The following is a 15,672-nucleotide window of genomic DNA, read 5'->3' as shown; positions in this document are numbered from 1 at the left end:
CCCACCGACAGGTGTTTCGATCCGGCTGCGCACAACCGGTGAGCGCCGCGCCGACCTGCGTCATCGTGGGGCCATGACATCCATCGAGGCACCAGCCACCACCTCCGACGCCGCGCTCGATGCGATCTTCGGGCCGATCTTCGAGCGCATCGCGGCGGGGGCGGTCGAGCGCGAGATCGACCGGACACTGCCGCACGAGCAACTGGACTGGCTGCGCGCGGCGGGTTTCGGCGCCCTGCGGGTCCCCGTCGAGTTCGGCGGCCGCGGCGCGACGGTGCGGCAGCTGTTCCGGCTGCTCATCGACCTGGCCGCCGCCGAATCCAACCTGCCGCAGGCGCTGCGCGTGCACTACTCGTTCGTGGAGGATCAACTGCTGGCCGCGTCGGGACCCACCCGCGAGCACTGGTTGCGCGCGGTGGCGGCGGGCGCGGTGGTCGGCAATGCCACGACCGAACCGGGTGTCGGCGCCGTCGACCGCTATCGGACCCGGCTGACCCGCGACGGCGCGGGCTGGCGACTCGACGGCGTGAAGTACTACAGCACCGGAACGCTGTATGCCGATCACATCGTGGTGGCCGCCGATCGCGACGGCGAGCGGGTGGCCCTGCTGGTCGACGCCGAGGCGGCCGGGGTGGTCCGGCACGACGACTGGGACGGTTTCGGCCAGCGACTCACCGCGAGCGGCACCACCGAATTCGCCGCCGTCGCGGTCGCCGACACCGATATCCTCGGCCCCGGCTACGGTGCGCCCGGCCCCACCTACGCCACCTCCTACCTTCAGCTCGTTCAGCTGGCCGCGCTGGCGGGTATCGCCCAGCGCGCGGAACGGGATGTGCGGGATTGGGTTTCGACCCGCACCCGAAGTTTCAGCCACGCCGCCGCGATCCCGAGGCGAGATCCGCTGGTGCAGCAGGTGATCGGTCGACTCTCGGCGGCCGCATTCGCGGCCAGAGCCGTGGTCCTCGCGGTGGCCGAACAGCTCGATGAGGTCCTCGCACACGGCGCGACCGACGAAACAGCCTTGAACGCGGTGGAACTCGCCGCGGCGCAGGCACAGCTCGCGGTCATCGATCAGGTGCTGCCCGCCACCAACCTGCTGTTCGAAGTAGGTGGTGCGTCGATTGTCTCGGAGGGTCTGCGACTGGATCGGCACTGGCGCAACGCCAGAACGCTCGCGGTCCACAATCCCGCCATCCAGAAGGCGCGGGCGATCGGTGATCACCTGCTCAATGGCGCGGCGCTGCCCTTCGGGTGGAGCGCGGGCGAGCGCGCGGCGCAGGCAGTCCGATGAGCCGTCGAATTCGCTTCAACGCCTTCGATATGAACTGCGTGGCGCATCAGTCGCCGGGGCTGTGGCGGCATCCGGAGGACCAATCGCACCGGTACAAGGAGCTTGCCTATTGGACCGAACTGGCCCAACTGCTCGAGCGCGGTCGCTTCGACGGACTGTTCATCGCCGATGTGCTCGGCACCTATGACGTCTACGGCGGCAACGACATTGCCGCGCTGCGCCAAGGCGCGCAGATTCCGGTGGCCGATCCGCTGCTGCTGGTCTCGGCCATGGCGGCGGTCACCGAACACCTCGGGTTCGGTATCACGACCGGCACCGGCTTCGAACATCCCTACCCCTTCGCTCGGCGGCTGTCCACGCTCGACCACCTCACCAACGGTCGGGTCGGTTGGAATGTGGTCACCGGCTATCTACCTTCGGCCGCAAGGAATTTCGGCGCGGATGATCAACTCGACCACGACGAGCGCTACAACCAGGCCGATGAATACCTGGAGGTGCTCTACAAGCTCTGGGAGGGGTCATGGGCCGATGACGCGGTGGTGCGCGACGCCGAACGCGGCATCTATGTGGATCCGGCGAAGGTGCATCACATCGGGCATCGCGGCACCCATTACACGGTGCCCGGCATTCACCTGTCCGAGCCGTCGCCGCAGCGGACGCCGGTGATCTATCAGGCGGGCGCCTCGCCGCGCGGTGTCCGCTTCGCCGCCGAGAATGCCGAGGCGATCTTCCTCGGCGGACCTTCGAAACGAGTTGTCGCTCAGACAGTTTCACGGATCCGTACCGCCCTGGTCGAGGCCGGGCGCGATCCGTACGCGGCTCGGGTCTACGGGCTGGCCACCATCATCACCGATACCACCGACGAGGCGGCGCACCGCAAGCACGAGGAATACCTGTCCTACGCCAGTGTGGAGGGCGGGTTGGTGTTCATGTCGGGATGGATGGGGATCGACCTGTCCCGCTACGACCTGGACGATCCGATCGGCGATGTGCACAGCAATGCCATCCAGTCCGCCGTCGCCGCCTTCCGTGAATTCGACGACGACGGTCGCGAGTGGACGGTGCGCGATATCGGTCGCTGGGCCGGAATCGGCGGTATGGGACCGGTTTTCGTCGGCTCCGGAGCGACGGTGGCCGATCGATTGCAGGAGTGGGTCGAGGAGACCGACCTGGACGGGTTCAATCTCGCCTACGCCATCACCCCCGGCAGTTTCGCGGACGTGGTCCGGCATGTGGTGCCGGTCCTCACCGAAAGAGGCGTCTACGCCACGGATTACGTGCCGGGAACGCTGCGCAACGCGCTATTCGGCGCGGGCGACCGACTGCCCGCCGAGCATCGGGGTGCGCGATATCGACTCGGTGGCCCGGCCTCGACGGCACTGTCGGACGCCATATCGCGGCCCTAGTTCGGCAACGAATTCACGAATATCTCGGCGATGGCTTCTATTCCGAACCGGTCCGTTTCCGCGAAACGGCCCGGTTTCGGGCTGTCGATATCGAATACGCCGATCAATTCGCCGTCACGTACCAGCGGGACGACGATTTCCGAGCGCGAATCCGCGTCGCAGGCGATATGTCCGGGAAATGCGTGCACATCGGGGACCACCTGGGTCTCCCGAGTGTGCGCGGCGGCGCCGCAGACGCCCCGGCCGAGCGCTATCCGCACGCAGGCGGGTTTGCCCTGGAAGGGGCCGACGACCAGTTCGTGGCCGTCATAGAAGTAGAAGCCGACCCAATTCAGCTCGGGCAGTGCGTGATACACCAGTGCGGACAGGTTCGCCGCATTCGCGATGCGGTCGGACTCGCCCGCCACCAGCGCGCGGGCCTGCTCGGCGAGCTCTCGATACTGGTCGGCCGGATTTCCGGTCGGGACGGTGACGGTGAACGACATGGCCGAATGGTACGGCACCGCCGAAATTCGGCGGACAATCGATTCTCGGTGATCGCAACATTGCCGCGCACCCGGATCGATCCGGAGAATTCCGATATGACTTCGCAGAATTCCGCATCCCGTTCCACCCGCGCGGCCGCGGTAGTCGGCGCCGGACAGGCGGGCGTCACCGCCGCACTCGGTCTGCTCGACGCGGGCTTCGCCGTGACCCTCTACAGCGACCGCGACCAGCGTGCCCTGCGCGATGACGGACCCGCCACCGGCACCGCGCTCGAATTCGGGGAAACCCAGCAGGCGGAGGCGGCGCTCGGCCTCGATGCCTATACCGCACGCGCGCCGCGCCACACCGGGCTCAGCGTCCGCATCGCAGGCCCGGATCGGGCCGAATTGATCCAATTCGACGGCAATTTCGAGGGCTACGCGGGTGTGGCGGTGGATACCAGGCTCAAGGCCGACGAGCGGCTCACCGCCTTTCGCGAGCGCGGCGGCGAATTCGTGGTCGCCGCGGTGACGCCGGAGACGCTGGATCCGATCGCCGCGGCGAATGATCTGACGCTGGTCGCCACCGGACGCGGCGGACTCTCGGACCTGTTCCCCATCGATGTCGCGCGCACCCCGTACGACGCGCCACAGCGTCGCCTGCTGACGGTGACCGTTACCGGACTCGGTCACGGCGCGGATGTTTTCGCTCATCGCAGTCCGGTAGGCGGTGCGCACAGCGGGTTTTCGATCCTCGCCGATCAGGGCGAGGGCTGGTGGGGTCCGTATCTGCACAAGGACGCCGGGCCGAGCTGGGCCTTCCTCGGCTGGGCCAAGCCGGGCAGCGAATGGGAAACCCGTTTCGCCGCAGCGGATTCGGCCGAGTCGGCGCATCGCATCGTGCAGCAGCTCTACCGCGACTTCATCGACTGGGATCTGCCGGAAGTATTGGCCACCAAGGTGATCGCGGACGACCCGCATTCCTGGCTGAAGGGTGCGGTGCGGCCCGTGGTCCGGGCCGGACTCGGGCGCACGGCGGGCGGACATCCCGTGGCGGCACTCGGCGACACCGCCATTTCCTACGATCCGATCGCCGGTCAAGGCGCGCAGAGCGGACTGATCCAGGCGCAGCGGCTGGTCGCCGCGGCGGCGGTGCATCAGGAGGCGTTCGACGCGGACTGGATCGAGTCGCAATACCGCGCCTTCCTCGCCGGGCGCGCCGACGCCGCCAACAAGGTGACCCGCCTGTTCCTCGGTGATCCCGAATTCGCCGATATCGGCGGTGATCTGTTCGCGGCGGCCTCGGTCGACCCGCGCGCGGCCACCGCGCTGGTCGGGCTGCTGCACCGCCCGCAGCCCTTCCTCGCGGTCGATTCCCAGCGCGCGGCACACGATTTCCTCACCGGCGTCACCGGCACCGACGCCGCGCGGATCCTGGCGCGTTTCGCTCCGGCGGGCCGCTTTGCCAGATCCGGCTACGCGCCGCTGGTCGACGCCTGAGGATCCGATCCCACCGATTCAAACCCTCGTCCCGGCCGGGCGACGGATGCTGAAGTAGAGACCGGCCCCCGACCGATGGAGCGACAATGACCACGGAGCAGATCGCCGAGCAGGTCTCCGCGAATTTCGAGGTGCGGTCCAGGGTTTCAGCTGTCAGAATCGACGGCGCGGCGGCGGCGCTGGCAAGTGTCCGCGAACTCGCGGCCGACTTCTCGTCGGGGGCGGCCGCGCGGGACCGAGATCGGATCCTGCCGCACGCGCAGGTGGCACGGCTCGCGGCGAGCGGTTTGCTCGCCGCGAGCGTGCCCGCCGAATACGGTGGCGCCGGACTCCCGCCGAGCGTGGTGGCCGAGCTGATTCGCATACTGGCGGCGGCGGATCCGAATATCGCGCAGATACCGCACAGCCACTTCGTCTACCTGAACCTCGTGCGACTGGCGGGCTCCGAGGCGCAGCGGCGGCACTACTTCGGCGTCGTTCTCGACGGCGCGCGTATCGCCAACGCGCAATCCGAGCGCGGCGGAGCCACGGTCGCCGAGATCTCGACCACGCTGCGCCCGGCGGAGGATGGATTCCGCGTCGACGGGGCCAAGTTCTACTGCACCGGATCGCTTTTCGCGGATGTGCTCGCCGTGCTGACCCGCCTCGACGATCCCGAGGGCCGCTCCGGTCTGGCGGCGGGGGAGTACATCGCTTTCCTGCCCGTCGACGCGCCCGGTGTTCGGATCGAGGACGACTGGAACGGAATCGGCCAGCGCACCACGGGAAGCGGCACCGTGCGCTTGGACAACGTTGTGGTGCGCCGAGATCAGGTGATCGAACGCGCCCCGGCGGTCGCCGCGCCGACGGCCTACGGCGCGTTCGCCCAACTATTGCACGCCGCGATCGACGCGGGCATCGCTCGCGGCGCGCTCACCGCCGCAATCGAATTCGTCCGCACCAAGACCCGCCCTTGGTTCGAGGCGGACGTGGCACGTGCCATCGACGATCCCCTGCTTGTGCAGCGCTTCGGTGAGCTCTCGGTGGCGGTTACCGCCGCCGAGGCCGCACTCGCGGCGGCGGGTGCGGCGGTGGATGCCGCCGACCAGGAGGCGTCCCTCGTGGCGCGAGCCTCGCTCGCCGTGGCGGCGGCTCGGGTGCTCGGCGACCGCGCCGCACTGGAGGTGCCTGCGGCACTGTTCGAGCTCGGTGGAACTCGCAGCGCCGCAGCGGATCTGAATCTGGACCACTTCTGGCGCAATGCGCGCACGCACACCCTGCACGATCCGGTGCGCTGGAAGTACCAGCATCTGGGCCGGGCGCTGCTGCACGATACCGCGCCGCCCTGGCACGGGGTTGTTTGACGCGTCGAATCACCTGGAGACGAAGAGGATACGAATGTGACCGCTGTGACTGTTGTTGTCGGCAATCCGAAACCGGCCTCGCGAACGCTGACTGCGGCGAAACTGCTCGCTTCCGCATTGGCGCCGCAGTCCGAACCGACCGTCCTCGATCTGGTGACACTCGGACCGGCCCTGCTCGGCTGGGGGGATCCCGCTGTCGCCGAAGCGGTGCGGACGGTGCGCGAATCGCAGGTGGCGATCTTCGCCAGCCCGACCTTCAAGGCCACCTATACCGGACTGCTCAAACTCTTCCTCGAGCAGTTCGACGGCGGGACCGGACTGGCCGATGTGGTGGCGGTCCCGCTCATGCTCGGCGCCGGGCCGACGCACGCGCTCGCACCGGACCTGCTGCTCAAACCCGTTTTGACCGAGATCGGTGCCACCACGGCACTTCCCGGCCTCTATCTTTCGGACCGTACTTTTTCCGAGGACGGCGCGATCGAACGGTATGCTGGTCGATGGCGCCCGGTCCTCACCGCTTTGGCTTCGAAGGTATCGGGCGGAGAGGTCGCGAATCATGCATGAGCTGTTCGAATTTCCGGCCGACGGTGCGGGGTTGCGCCGAGCCTTCGCCAACTTCCCCAGCGGGGTCGTTGCCGTTTGTGCCGAAATCGGCGGCATACCACACGGTTTGGTGGTGGCCACCTTTGTTCCCGTCTCCCTGGATCCGCCGCTGGTGTCGTTCTGCGTGCAGAATACGTCCACGACGTGGCCGCGGCTGGCGGATGCCACCCATCTCGGCCTGAGCCTGCTCGGCACCGACCAGCAGGACGCGGCGCGTTCGCTGGGCACCCGCGAGGGCGACAGGTTCGCCGGTCTGCGGGTGCATCGCGGCTCGGGCGAGGCGCTGTTCGTCGACGGTGCGTCGGCCTGGATCGAGGGTGTGCCGGAGGCGCAGGTGCCCGCGGGCGACCACACGGTGGTCATCCTGCGCATTCACCGGCTCGCGGCACGTGCGGACGTGGATCCGCTGGTGTTCCACGGGAGCCGATTTCGTCGCATGCACGCCGTGGAGGCCACGCGCGTCGCGGGATGACATCTCGGGGGATACGGGCCGGATCCGGCATCCCGCACCTGCTCCACGCCAGGTGGGGTCGCGACTTCCGCCCCTGCCGCGCATTGCGGGCCGATGCCGCAGGTTCAACAGCGGTGATAGCTGAATGCTTTCGCAGAACACTAGTGGTGATCACCCATTGTCAATCCCTCGAAGGGATTATGTCCACACCGGATAAGTAGCTACCAAAGAATGGAGCGGATACCGGTGTGCGGTCGATAAACTCGCGACAGAGGTGGCTTCGGTATCGGGAGGTGTGAGCGTGGGCAAGGGCAGGAAGCCGGACAACGGCGATATCCGCACTTCGCCGCGGAATTCGTGCTGACGCACGCGGTTCGCGCCACCGCATTCCACCGCGGAGTGCTCTTCGGATCCTGAGCGTTCGCCGACGAGGAGTGCCCCGATTGCCCACCATTGCCTGGTCCGAAGAACATATCGACGGTTCGGCCCGCGAGGATTCCGTTCGCGAAGAACCGAGAGTCGTCGATGATCGCACCGGCGCCGACACCGCCTACGGACTCGTCCGGGCCGGCACCGTGCTGCTGTGGCGCGGTGACTTCCACAATGGTCGCCAACTGCTGAACGCCCTGCGCCGCCGGATCGAGCGTCGGACCGGACGCCCCAGCGGCAACACCTTCGACGAGGAGCGGGCGGCGCGCCGGGAGCGGTCGCGCCTGCTCGAAATGCTCGTGGTGCTGCTCGACGCGGACTACTGCCTGGACCTGCCGCGCGCCCCAGACGTGCGGCAGGCCTGTCGTGCGGCATACGGACCACCCGGCGCGAGTCGGGTCATCTCCTTCACCGAACTGCTGGGAGTGCTCGGCGCGCACCAGTGGCGGGTGAAGGGTGTCGAGGTGGCGGTGCTCGGCGCCCGCGTCCACCCCCACTACGGCGTATTCTCGCCTGTCCGAGGCGAATACGTGGATCTGGTCGCTGCGGCGCCATGGAAGTCCGCGCCGCGGCGCGCCTTCGATCTCGGCACCGGGACAGGTGTTTTGGCGGCCGTCCTGGCCCGGCGCGGGTGCCAACGCATCACAGCCACCGACGGCAGCCTGCGCGCCCTGGATTGCGCCAGGGCGAACATCGGGCGACTGGGTCTGTCCCAGCGAGTCGAGATCGTCGGTCCGACACTGTATCCGGAGGGGTGTGCCGACCTGATCGTCTGCAATCCACCTTGGCTGCCCGGCCAGCCGGCTTCGCTGTTGGAGCGCGGGGTCTACGACCCGGATTCGACCATGCTGTGCGAATTCCTCGCCGGGCTGCCCGGACATCTCACCTCGGACGGTGAAGGTTGGCTCGTCATGTCCGACCTCGCCGAACACCTCGGATTACGTTCGCGCGCCGAACTATTGGCGCGGATCGAGGCGGCAGGGCTGCGCGTCGTCGACCGGCTCGACACCAAACCGCGCCACAGCAGATCGCGCAACACCGCCGATCCGCTGTATGCCGCCCGCCGAGCCGAAACAACTTCGCTGTGGCGCTTGGCAGTATCGGGCTGATCGCTCAGGGGGCTTTACGCCGCAGGGCAATTCGTAGCCGTCGGCATGGTGAGCCCGAGGAAGTAGGCATCGGCCGCACCGGTGGTGCAGGCGGATCGCTCGTAGACCGAATGCCCCCACCCGTCATAGGTCAGCATTTTCGCACCGGAGGTCTGCGCGGTGACCTGAACCGCCCACTCATGCGGTGTGGACGGATCATGGCGTGAGCTCAGCACCAGAATCGGCGGCGCGTCCGCGACATTCGGGCGGTGCGGCGGATTCGTGGCGGCAATCGGCCAACCGGAGCAGATACTGCCTCCCGCCCAAGCGAAGTGGGCGCGCAGGGTAGGTGCGACGGCATTCTGCCGCCGCCATTCCGCTTCCCAGCTTGCCTGATCGGGAAGATCGAATTGCCAATCGGAGCAGGCGATCACACCCGGCCAAGGCGCGGGTTGACCCGAGGGGCGCGGCATCGGCGTCGGCGCGAGGGCCTCGGCCGGTGGCTGATCGGCGAGACCGCGCAGATCATCGGCCAGCTTCGCCCAGTCCGGGTGGAAAAGGCGCTTGGTGGCGGCGGTGCTCAAATCCGAGGGGTCGAGCCGTTTCTCCGGCTTCTGCGGGTCGCGCAGCGTGCCCGCGACGGCCCTGGAATAGATCCCGTCGAAGACCGCGTGCACGTCTCGATCATGCAGCGCGCACGCCGTCTCCCGCGCGCACCATCCGGCGAATTCCTCGAAGGAATCCTGCGCGGCCGACGCCTGGGTCTCCACGAATCCGCGCCCGTCGAGACTGTGATCGTCGACGCTGTCCAACACCATGGCGCGGATGCGCTTCGGGAACAGTTCGGCGTACTCCTGAGCCGCCATGGTTCCGTAGGACCGACTGTAGATACTGACCTTGTCCGCGCCGAGAGCCGCGCGCACGGCGTCGGCATCCTTGGCGACGCTCACCGCGTCGAGGTGTTCCATGAGCGGTCCGGTGAAGTCCCGGCAGCTCTGCGCGAGAGCCTGCGCGTAGTCACGGATTTCGTCGAGCCGACCACCCTGTTCGGGTACCAGGTTCGGTTGATACGCCGCCAACGCGGCATCGCAGCGGATCGGATTGCTGCGTTTCACCCCGCGCGGATCGAGGCTGACAATGTCGAACCGAGCCTCGAGGGCGGGCGAGAACTTGTGGCCCGCCAGGATCTCATCCACCCCGGAGGTGCCCGGCCCGCCCGGCAGCGAGAGCAGTGCGCCGATCCGGTGTTCGGCGTCGGTGGCACGGTGTCGAATCAGCGCCAGATCCAGTTTCGGCCCTGCGGGTTTGGCCCAATCCACCGGGACCTGCACAGTGGTGCAATCGAATTCGGCCTTCTCAGGGCAGGCCTTCCAGTCGAGTCGAGGTGTGGCGGGCGCGGTGGGTGAGCAGGCCGTGGCGAACAGGGCGCAGAGCCCGGCCGTGACCGCCGCGTGCAGGATTCGAGATGCCATATCGCAGATCCTCGGGGCGTGCGTCGCGTGCGCACATCACCCCGGTGAGCTATTCGCACTCACCCCGCAGTACTGGCCGGAATTGACGGTGCCGGTCGGCGCGCGAGCCGGCTATGCTGGCCGCGTGCCCCTAGTCGAGGTGACCTACGCTCCCCATATCCCCGAGGCCACGCTGCGCAAGCTGGCCGATGAACTTCCCCCTATCGTCTCGGCGGCAGTGGAATGTCCGGAGGAGCCCTACGACGGCGACCTCCAGCCCGGCGATGTGGAATTGCGTTTCCGCCCGCACGGCCCGTACGACCGCTGCTCCATGGAGGTCGTCATCGAGGTGCGGTCCAAGTATTTCGAGAGCCGCGCCAGGGATCGTCAGCAGCGCACCGATATGCTGCACGACCGCATCGCCGAGGTGGTCGACCTGGAGGATTTCGGGGTGTTCCTGCAAATGCCGGTGGCCGCCTGGACCCAGTCGGAGTGAATCAGGCGGGCCGTCGGGCGTCTGGCCATCGAATCGATGGCCACCGAGACGGCCAGGACGGCGCCGGTCTGCGCACCATGAACGAGCGGTGGCTGTTCGACCACCTGCGCGTCAACGGGCCTGCCTCGCGCGAGGAGTTGGCCAAGGCCAGCGGACTCTCCAAACCCACCGTGTCGGCGGCGCTTTCGGGGTTGGCGGAGTCCGACCTGGTGCGCCTGGTCGGCTCGCTCGGCGGACGCCCCGGACCGACCACCGCCATCTACGACGTGAACGTGCGCGCCGGGGTCGTCGCCGGAATCGACATCGGCCGCAACTGGATTCGGCTCGCCATCGCCGACCTACGGGGCGAGTTCATCGGGCGCAGGCAGGTGCGCAACACCGCGCGCTCGGGGACCGAGCTGGTGCGGCGAGTGCGCACCCTCGCCGACAAGGTCGCCTCGGACGCCGGAATCGACTGGGGAAGCGTCGATTACACCGTCATCGGAAGTCCCGGCGTGCTCAACTCCGCACCGGACAATTGGACTACGCCCCGAACCTGCCGGGGTGGGGACGTGCCGGACTCGTCGAGCACCTGCGCGCCGCACTCGCCGTCGACACCGCCATCGAGAACGACATCAACCTGGCGGCCGTCGGCGAACTCACCCGCGGCGCGGGCACCGGTCTGCGGGATTTCGTGCTCATCTCCATCGGCACCGGGGTGGGAATGGGCATCGTCATCAATGGCGAACTGTATGTCGGGGCAGGGGGTGCGGCAGGGGAAGTCTCCTTCCTACCCGCCGTCGACGCCGACACCACCCCCGATGCCGCCGCCCGCGGCATGACCGAAACCGTGGCCGCCGCAGCGGGAATCGCACACACCGCCGGACTGGCAGGCCTACAGACCGGATCGGTGGAGGAGATCTTCGCCGCCGCCGCAGCGGGCGCCCCCACCGCCCGCGCCGTCGTCGCGGCCGAAGGACGGCGCATCGGCGCGCTCATCACCGCGGTCACGGCCATTCTCGATCCGGAATTGATCGTCCTCGGCGGCGGAATCGGACACAATCTCGAGCCGCTCGAAGCCGCCATCGCCGACCGCATGGTCGAACTCGGGCCGCTGCGACCCCGCATCGTCGCCAGCGCGCTCGGAGCGGACGGGGTACTCGTCGGCGCGGTCTCCCGTGCCTTGGATACCGCTCGCACCCGCCTATTCGAGCGGCGTGCGCCGTAGGTCCACTCATCGCGTTCTTCGCGCGCGCCGCAGCGTGATTCGCACACCCGCACCCGGCGAGAGACGGAATGGCTTTCGCTCCACCCAGCGATCCAACTCGGCGACATAGAGCCGCACCCGCATCGGGTGGCGCAGCGCCCGCGAATCGCCGGAATACGGTGCGGCGGCCTCGGCGGCGGCCATGGCGTTCATCAGGTCGACCGCGGCGGTGTAGCGGGAGCGGGCGGCCGTCGCCGCGATCTCCAGGAAGGTGCGCGCGAGCCGACGCGCCTCGGAAGCCTCGAGTTCCACCGCCGTGCCGTCGGTGCGAATCAACCTCGGACGCGGGGAGATCGCCTCGAAGACCCGCTCGGCGTCCAGCGGGATCCAGAACGGAGTGTGCTCGTCCAGGACAGCGCTGGCCGCCGCGTAGCGCATTTCGGCAGCCTGCCGATCGATGGCTCGCAGCGCCGAGAGCAGTTTGTGCGCCTGCTCGGTGGCCAGCACGTGACCCGCGCCCTGACCATCGGTGAGACGGCCCCGGCCCTGCGCGATGGTGAGGGTGATCGCCCGGCCGCAGGCAGCGGGAATCGTGCGGTTGTAGTCCGGTAGGGGGTTCATGGGCTCCCTCGGCTTGCTCGGCGTGAGATCTGCTGCGCGCGTGGATCTGTCGGCTCCGCACCGCTCGGTGCTAGTGAAATGTTGTATCACTTGTCGGCGGCGCTCCGGTGCGGAAATATGGATCGACGCTGGTAGTCCGCCCGCCCCCGGCGTGTCACCGGCCGCGTTCCCGCACCTCGGACCGCCTGCCGGACACGAAAATTCACTTGCAGGCAGGGCGGTCTTCGGCGAAGGTGGCCCGGTACGGCGGAATTCCTCCCGGTCGGGTGTCCGGCAGCGCCCGAAATCCAATCGCGGGTGTCGGACCCGAAAATCACGCTGGTAGGGGTGTTGTCGGGAAAGATATCCAGTACCGGCAGCGAGGAGAGAACCCATGCGATTCGCAGACCGTCGCCACGACCGCGACGTTTCCTACGCGCAGGCGCGCGCCCTACACCCGGCCACCCTGGCCAAGAACCTCTCCGCCCCGGTCGAGGTCTGCTCCGCCCCGCACAACCCCTTCCCCCGCAAACCGGCCCGCCTCACCCTCCTGCCCGCCCTCGGCGAGCCCACCGAACAGCCGAGGGGTTTCGGTTCCGAAGGGGATGGAACCGAAACCCCAGACCGAGTCTAAGCCGCGGTGCGCATCTTGGCGCGTGCTTGACCCCGCCCAATCAATTCTGAACTGGGCGGATCCGAACGTCCGCGTTGGCACGCGGATCATGCGCTACACGTGCGGAATTCGAACAAAGCATGCGACTCGACCGCCGGCGCGGTCGAATTCGAACGGGACCGACGGCGAGCCCATCCGAGACCGAATCCATGAGATCGCCCAAGCGGGCACACGCCAAACGTCCGGACCTGCGATGCCCCAGCTTACGAGTCGGCTCCACTTGAAGAGGCGGCAGAACTGCGGGACGCAGGACACGACGCGGCCAATCAGCCGCTACGGTGGCGGACGTGCATTTCACGAATGGGGGATCGGTGATCGACCAACGTCCACTGACCGGCTGGAGCCGTACCGCACCGACTGTCGCGCAGGTGCTTTCCACTCCCGATATCGACACGATCGCCAAGGCTGTCCGTGCGGCGGGGCCACGCGGTGTCATCGCCCGAGGGCTGGGGCGCAGCTACGGCGACCCGGCGCAGAACGGCGGCGGTCTCGTCGTCGACATGACCGCGTTCGACCGCATCCACACGATCGACCCGGATGGCGGTGTGGCCGACGTCGAGGCGGGCGTCAGCCTGGACACGTTGATGCGGGCAGCCCTGCCGCACGGACTGTGGGTTCCGGTGCTGCCGGGCACTCGGCAGGTCACCATCGGCGGTGCGATCGCCTCCGATATCCACGGCAAGAACCATCATTCCCAAGGCAGTTTCGGCAATCACGTGCTGTCGATGGACCTGCTGACCGCCGAGGGTGAGATTCGGACGATCGGACCCGACGGGCTCGATGCGGATCTGTTCTGGGCCACGGTGGGTGGAATGGGCTTGACGGGCATCGTAGTGCGCGCCCGAATCAGGATGAAGCACACCGAAACCGCGTACTTCCTCGTCGACAGCGACCGCACCGACAACCTCGACCAAACGATGGAGCTGCTGACCGGCGGTTCCGACGACGGCTACGAGTACTCGGTGGCAGTACCCGACACCATCAGCATCGGCCCGCGGCTCGGTCGCGCGGGATTCAGCCGCGGCAACCTTGCCACACTCGATCAATTGCCCACCAAACTACGCAGAAATCCGCTGTATTTCCATGCGCCGCAGCTGTTCACGGTTCCCGATGTCCTCCCCAACGGCATGGTCAACAACCTGACCATCCGCCTCGGCGGCGAGGTCACCCACCGCACCTTCGCCAAGCGCGGCCGAGGCCTGATTCAGAACATCACCCAGTTCCTTCATCCCCTGGACCTGCTTGGGGAGTGGAACCGCGGCTACGGTCGGCGTGGCTTTCTGCAGTATCAGTTCTCGATGCCGTACGGCGCCGAAGACCAACTGGCCGAGGCGGTCCGGGCGATCGCGCACTCGGGTCATCGATCATTTCTCAACGTGTTCAAGCGAATGGGGCCGAGCAGTCGCGCCCCGCTGTCATGGCCACATCCCGGGTTCATGCTGAGCCTGGATTTCCCGTTGAAGGCAGGATTGCACGAGTTCTGCACCGAGCTCGACCAGCGGGTGGTGGATGCGGGTGGTCGCCTCTACTTCGCCAAGGAGTCACGCACCACACCGGAAACGATCCGAGTTATGTATCCGCGGCTCGAAGAATGGCGCAGGGTACGAGACGCCGCCGACCCGGAACAGGTGTTTGTCTCGGATCTGGCACGGCGACTGCGGCTGGTCGATGACAAGCCGGTTCGGGGCAGGTCACTGACAACCTGATAGCACTGACGAATAGTCGGTTTTCGCGTGCCGTTACGCGGCTCGGCGCGAGTTCGCTGGGTCTGTCGGACGCAGCGAAGGATGAGGAATCCCTCGCCGGGTTCGCGGCGTGGATAGTTGGACAGGGATCGCGGCCCAACACTATTCGCAAGCGTCTGTATGTTGGGGTGCGGGGATTTGCGTGAACAGGGCCTACCCCGCCGATGGTGACGTCGCACGTCCGCAAACGAGGGTGTGTCCAGTACGAGGCCCTGTTTGTGCGGCACACTCGACTGGCACCGGCGCGGAAGGCTCCCGCAATCACCCGCGCGAATTCGAGGCCGCCGGTTTCGGCGCAGCCGGGCACCTGGCTGTGGCGGAATTGGCGGCTTCGGAGGGTATCGCTAAAGAACTCGGAGGCGACAGTTGTCTGCTCGGCCTCGATGGCCCGGAATGAGTTTGCTTGTCGACCAATGTATTTCGTGGAGCCGATGACGGGAATCGAACCCGCGCTGTCTGCTTGGGAAGCAGAAGTTCTACCATTGAACTACATCGGCCTGACCCGAGGGTCGCCACGACTCTACCAGCAGCCCCGGCTCCCGGCGCAAGTTTCCCCGTGCATAGGCCGTTGACCAGCGGATACGGTGAATCGGTCGGGGTGTCCGGGAGCGTCGGTGAGGCCCTGTGGCGGGAGGGCATTCGGTCTGTTTCGACGGGTTTCGACGGTTCTCCGTCCGGCGGATTTTCCCAGATTTTCCCAAAACTGCCGCGCCGAGTCTCCTCGAACGACCCCTTTCGAAACTGTCCAGCAGCGCCCCCAGTGGGATGGTTGCTGAGAATGTTCGTGTCGGCACATGATTCGTATCTCGCTGCGTCGGCTCCGGTGGCCTCGCTACCCTTGCCAACGAGAACCTGTGTCCCGGCCAGACACAGGGGCGTCAGATGGATGAGCAAGACGCGACCCGCACGGCAAATAGACCGATACCGGTCGGTGAGCCGTCAACCC

Annotated in this window: 14 protein-coding genes and 1 tRNA gene; 11 read left to right on the top strand and 4 right to left on the bottom strand. The window is 67.3% G+C overall.

Annotated elements, in window-relative coordinates; genetic code table 11:
* Nucleotides 1–73: 73 nt before the first annotated feature.
* Together D5S18_RS11100 and D5S18_RS11095 are read left to right on the top strand one after the other, a co-directional pair.
* A complete protein-coding gene (locus D5S18_RS11100; RefSeq protein WP_120039706.1) occupies nucleotides 74–1,291 on the top strand; it encodes an acyl-CoA dehydrogenase family protein in 1,218 nt (405 codons plus the stop codon).
* Nucleotides 1,288–2,697: an LLM class flavin-dependent oxidoreductase gene (locus D5S18_RS11095; protein WP_120040586.1), complete on the top strand. Its 1,410-nt coding sequence runs from the start codon at nucleotides 1,288–1,290 to the stop codon at nucleotides 2,695–2,697. Before D5S18_RS11100 ends, D5S18_RS11095 begins: the two co-directional genes overlap by 4 nt.
* Here D5S18_RS11095 and D5S18_RS11090 read toward each other — a convergent pair.
* On the bottom strand, nucleotides 2,694–3,182 hold the full coding sequence (locus tag D5S18_RS11090) for a free L-methionine (R)-S-oxide reductase MsrC (RefSeq protein WP_120039705.1): 489 nt from the start codon (nucleotides 3,180–3,182) through the stop codon (nucleotides 2,694–2,696). The genes D5S18_RS11095 and D5S18_RS11090 overlap by 4 nt on opposite strands.
* Before the next feature lie 96 nt (nucleotides 3,183–3,278).
* Between D5S18_RS11090 and D5S18_RS11085 the strand changes: the two genes are divergently transcribed.
* The 5 genes from D5S18_RS11085 to D5S18_RS11065 all read left to right on the top strand — a co-directional run bounded on the left by D5S18_RS11085 (nucleotide 3,279) and on the right by D5S18_RS11065 (nucleotide 8,596).
* Nucleotides 3,279–4,661 carry a styrene monooxygenase/indole monooxygenase family protein gene (locus D5S18_RS11085; protein ID WP_120040584.1) on the top strand — a complete coding sequence of 461 codons (1,383 nt, stop codon included), beginning with the start codon at nucleotides 3,279–3,281 and terminating at the stop codon, nucleotides 4,659–4,661.
* Nucleotides 4,662–4,747: 86 nt separating this feature from the next.
* Nucleotides 4,748–6,004, top strand: a complete 1,257-nt coding sequence (locus D5S18_RS11080) for an SfnB family sulfur acquisition oxidoreductase (protein ID WP_120039704.1) — start codon at nucleotides 4,748–4,750, stop codon at nucleotides 6,002–6,004.
* Nucleotides 6,005–6,049: 45 nt separating this feature from the next.
* Nucleotides 6,050–6,568, top strand: coding sequence for an NADPH-dependent FMN reductase (locus D5S18_RS11075; protein WP_120040582.1), 519 nt, complete (start codon nucleotides 6,050–6,052; stop codon nucleotides 6,566–6,568).
* Nucleotides 6,561–7,079, top strand: a complete 519-nt coding sequence (locus tag D5S18_RS11070; RefSeq protein ID WP_120039703.1) for a flavin reductase family protein — start codon at nucleotides 6,561–6,563, stop codon at nucleotides 7,077–7,079. Before D5S18_RS11075 ends, D5S18_RS11070 begins: the two co-directional genes overlap by 8 nt.
* Before the next feature lie 422 nt (nucleotides 7,080–7,501).
* Nucleotides 7,502–8,596: a methyltransferase gene (locus D5S18_RS11065; protein ID WP_120040580.1), complete on the top strand. Its 1,095-nt coding sequence runs from the start codon at nucleotides 7,502–7,504 to the stop codon at nucleotides 8,594–8,596.
* Between the two features lie 14 nt (nucleotides 8,597–8,610).
* Here D5S18_RS11065 and D5S18_RS11060 read toward each other — a convergent pair whose 3' ends face one another.
* Entirely contained in the window at nucleotides 8,611–10,047 is a 1,437-nt protein-coding gene (locus tag D5S18_RS11060; RefSeq protein ID WP_120039702.1) for an alpha/beta hydrolase, read from the bottom strand.
* Nucleotides 10,048–10,171: 124 nt separating this feature from the next.
* Here D5S18_RS11060 and D5S18_RS11055 point away from each other — a divergent pair, with 124 nt between their 5' ends.
* Nucleotides 10,172–10,522 carry a hypothetical protein gene (locus tag D5S18_RS11055; protein ID WP_120040578.1) on the top strand — a complete coding sequence of 117 codons (351 nt, stop codon included), beginning with the start codon at nucleotides 10,172–10,174 and terminating at the stop codon, nucleotides 10,520–10,522.
* Between the two features lie 517 nt (nucleotides 10,523–11,039).
* Nucleotides 11,040–11,729, top strand: coding sequence for an ROK family protein (locus D5S18_RS34830; protein ID WP_158607854.1), 690 nt, complete (start codon nucleotides 11,040–11,042; stop codon nucleotides 11,727–11,729).
* 6 nt (nucleotides 11,730–11,735) lie between these two features.
* Here D5S18_RS34830 and D5S18_RS11045 read toward each other — a convergent pair whose 3' ends face one another.
* On the bottom strand, nucleotides 11,736–12,329 hold the full coding sequence (locus D5S18_RS11045; RefSeq protein WP_120039701.1) for a hypothetical protein: 594 nt from the start codon (nucleotides 12,327–12,329) through the stop codon (nucleotides 11,736–11,738).
* Nucleotides 12,330–12,702: 373 nt separating this feature from the next.
* Here D5S18_RS11045 and D5S18_RS11040 point away from each other — a divergent pair, with 373 nt between their 5' ends.
* Complete coding sequence (locus D5S18_RS11040; protein WP_120039700.1) at nucleotides 12,703–12,942, top strand: hypothetical protein; 240 nt, start codon at nucleotides 12,703–12,705, stop codon at nucleotides 12,940–12,942.
* Nucleotides 12,943–13,268: 326 nt separating this feature from the next.
* Nucleotides 13,269–14,687, top strand: a complete 1,419-nt coding sequence (gene dprE1, locus D5S18_RS11035; RefSeq protein WP_239003663.1) for a decaprenylphosphoryl-beta-D-ribose oxidase — start codon at nucleotides 13,269–13,271, stop codon at nucleotides 14,685–14,687.
* Nucleotides 14,688–15,149: 462 nt separating this feature from the next.
* Here the strand turns inward: dprE1 and D5S18_RS11030 are convergent.
* Nucleotides 15,150–15,223 (bottom strand) — tRNA-Gly (locus tag D5S18_RS11030).
* Between the last annotated feature and the right edge of the window lie 449 nt (nucleotides 15,224–15,672).

The sequence above is a fragment of the Nocardia panacis genome, assembly GCF_003598715.1.
Taxonomy (GTDB): Bacteria; Actinomycetota; Actinomycetes; order Mycobacteriales; family Mycobacteriaceae; genus Nocardia; species Nocardia panacis.
The sequence above is the reverse complement of the archived record's forward strand: the minus strand, read 5'-3'. Positions and strand labels throughout refer to the sequence as shown.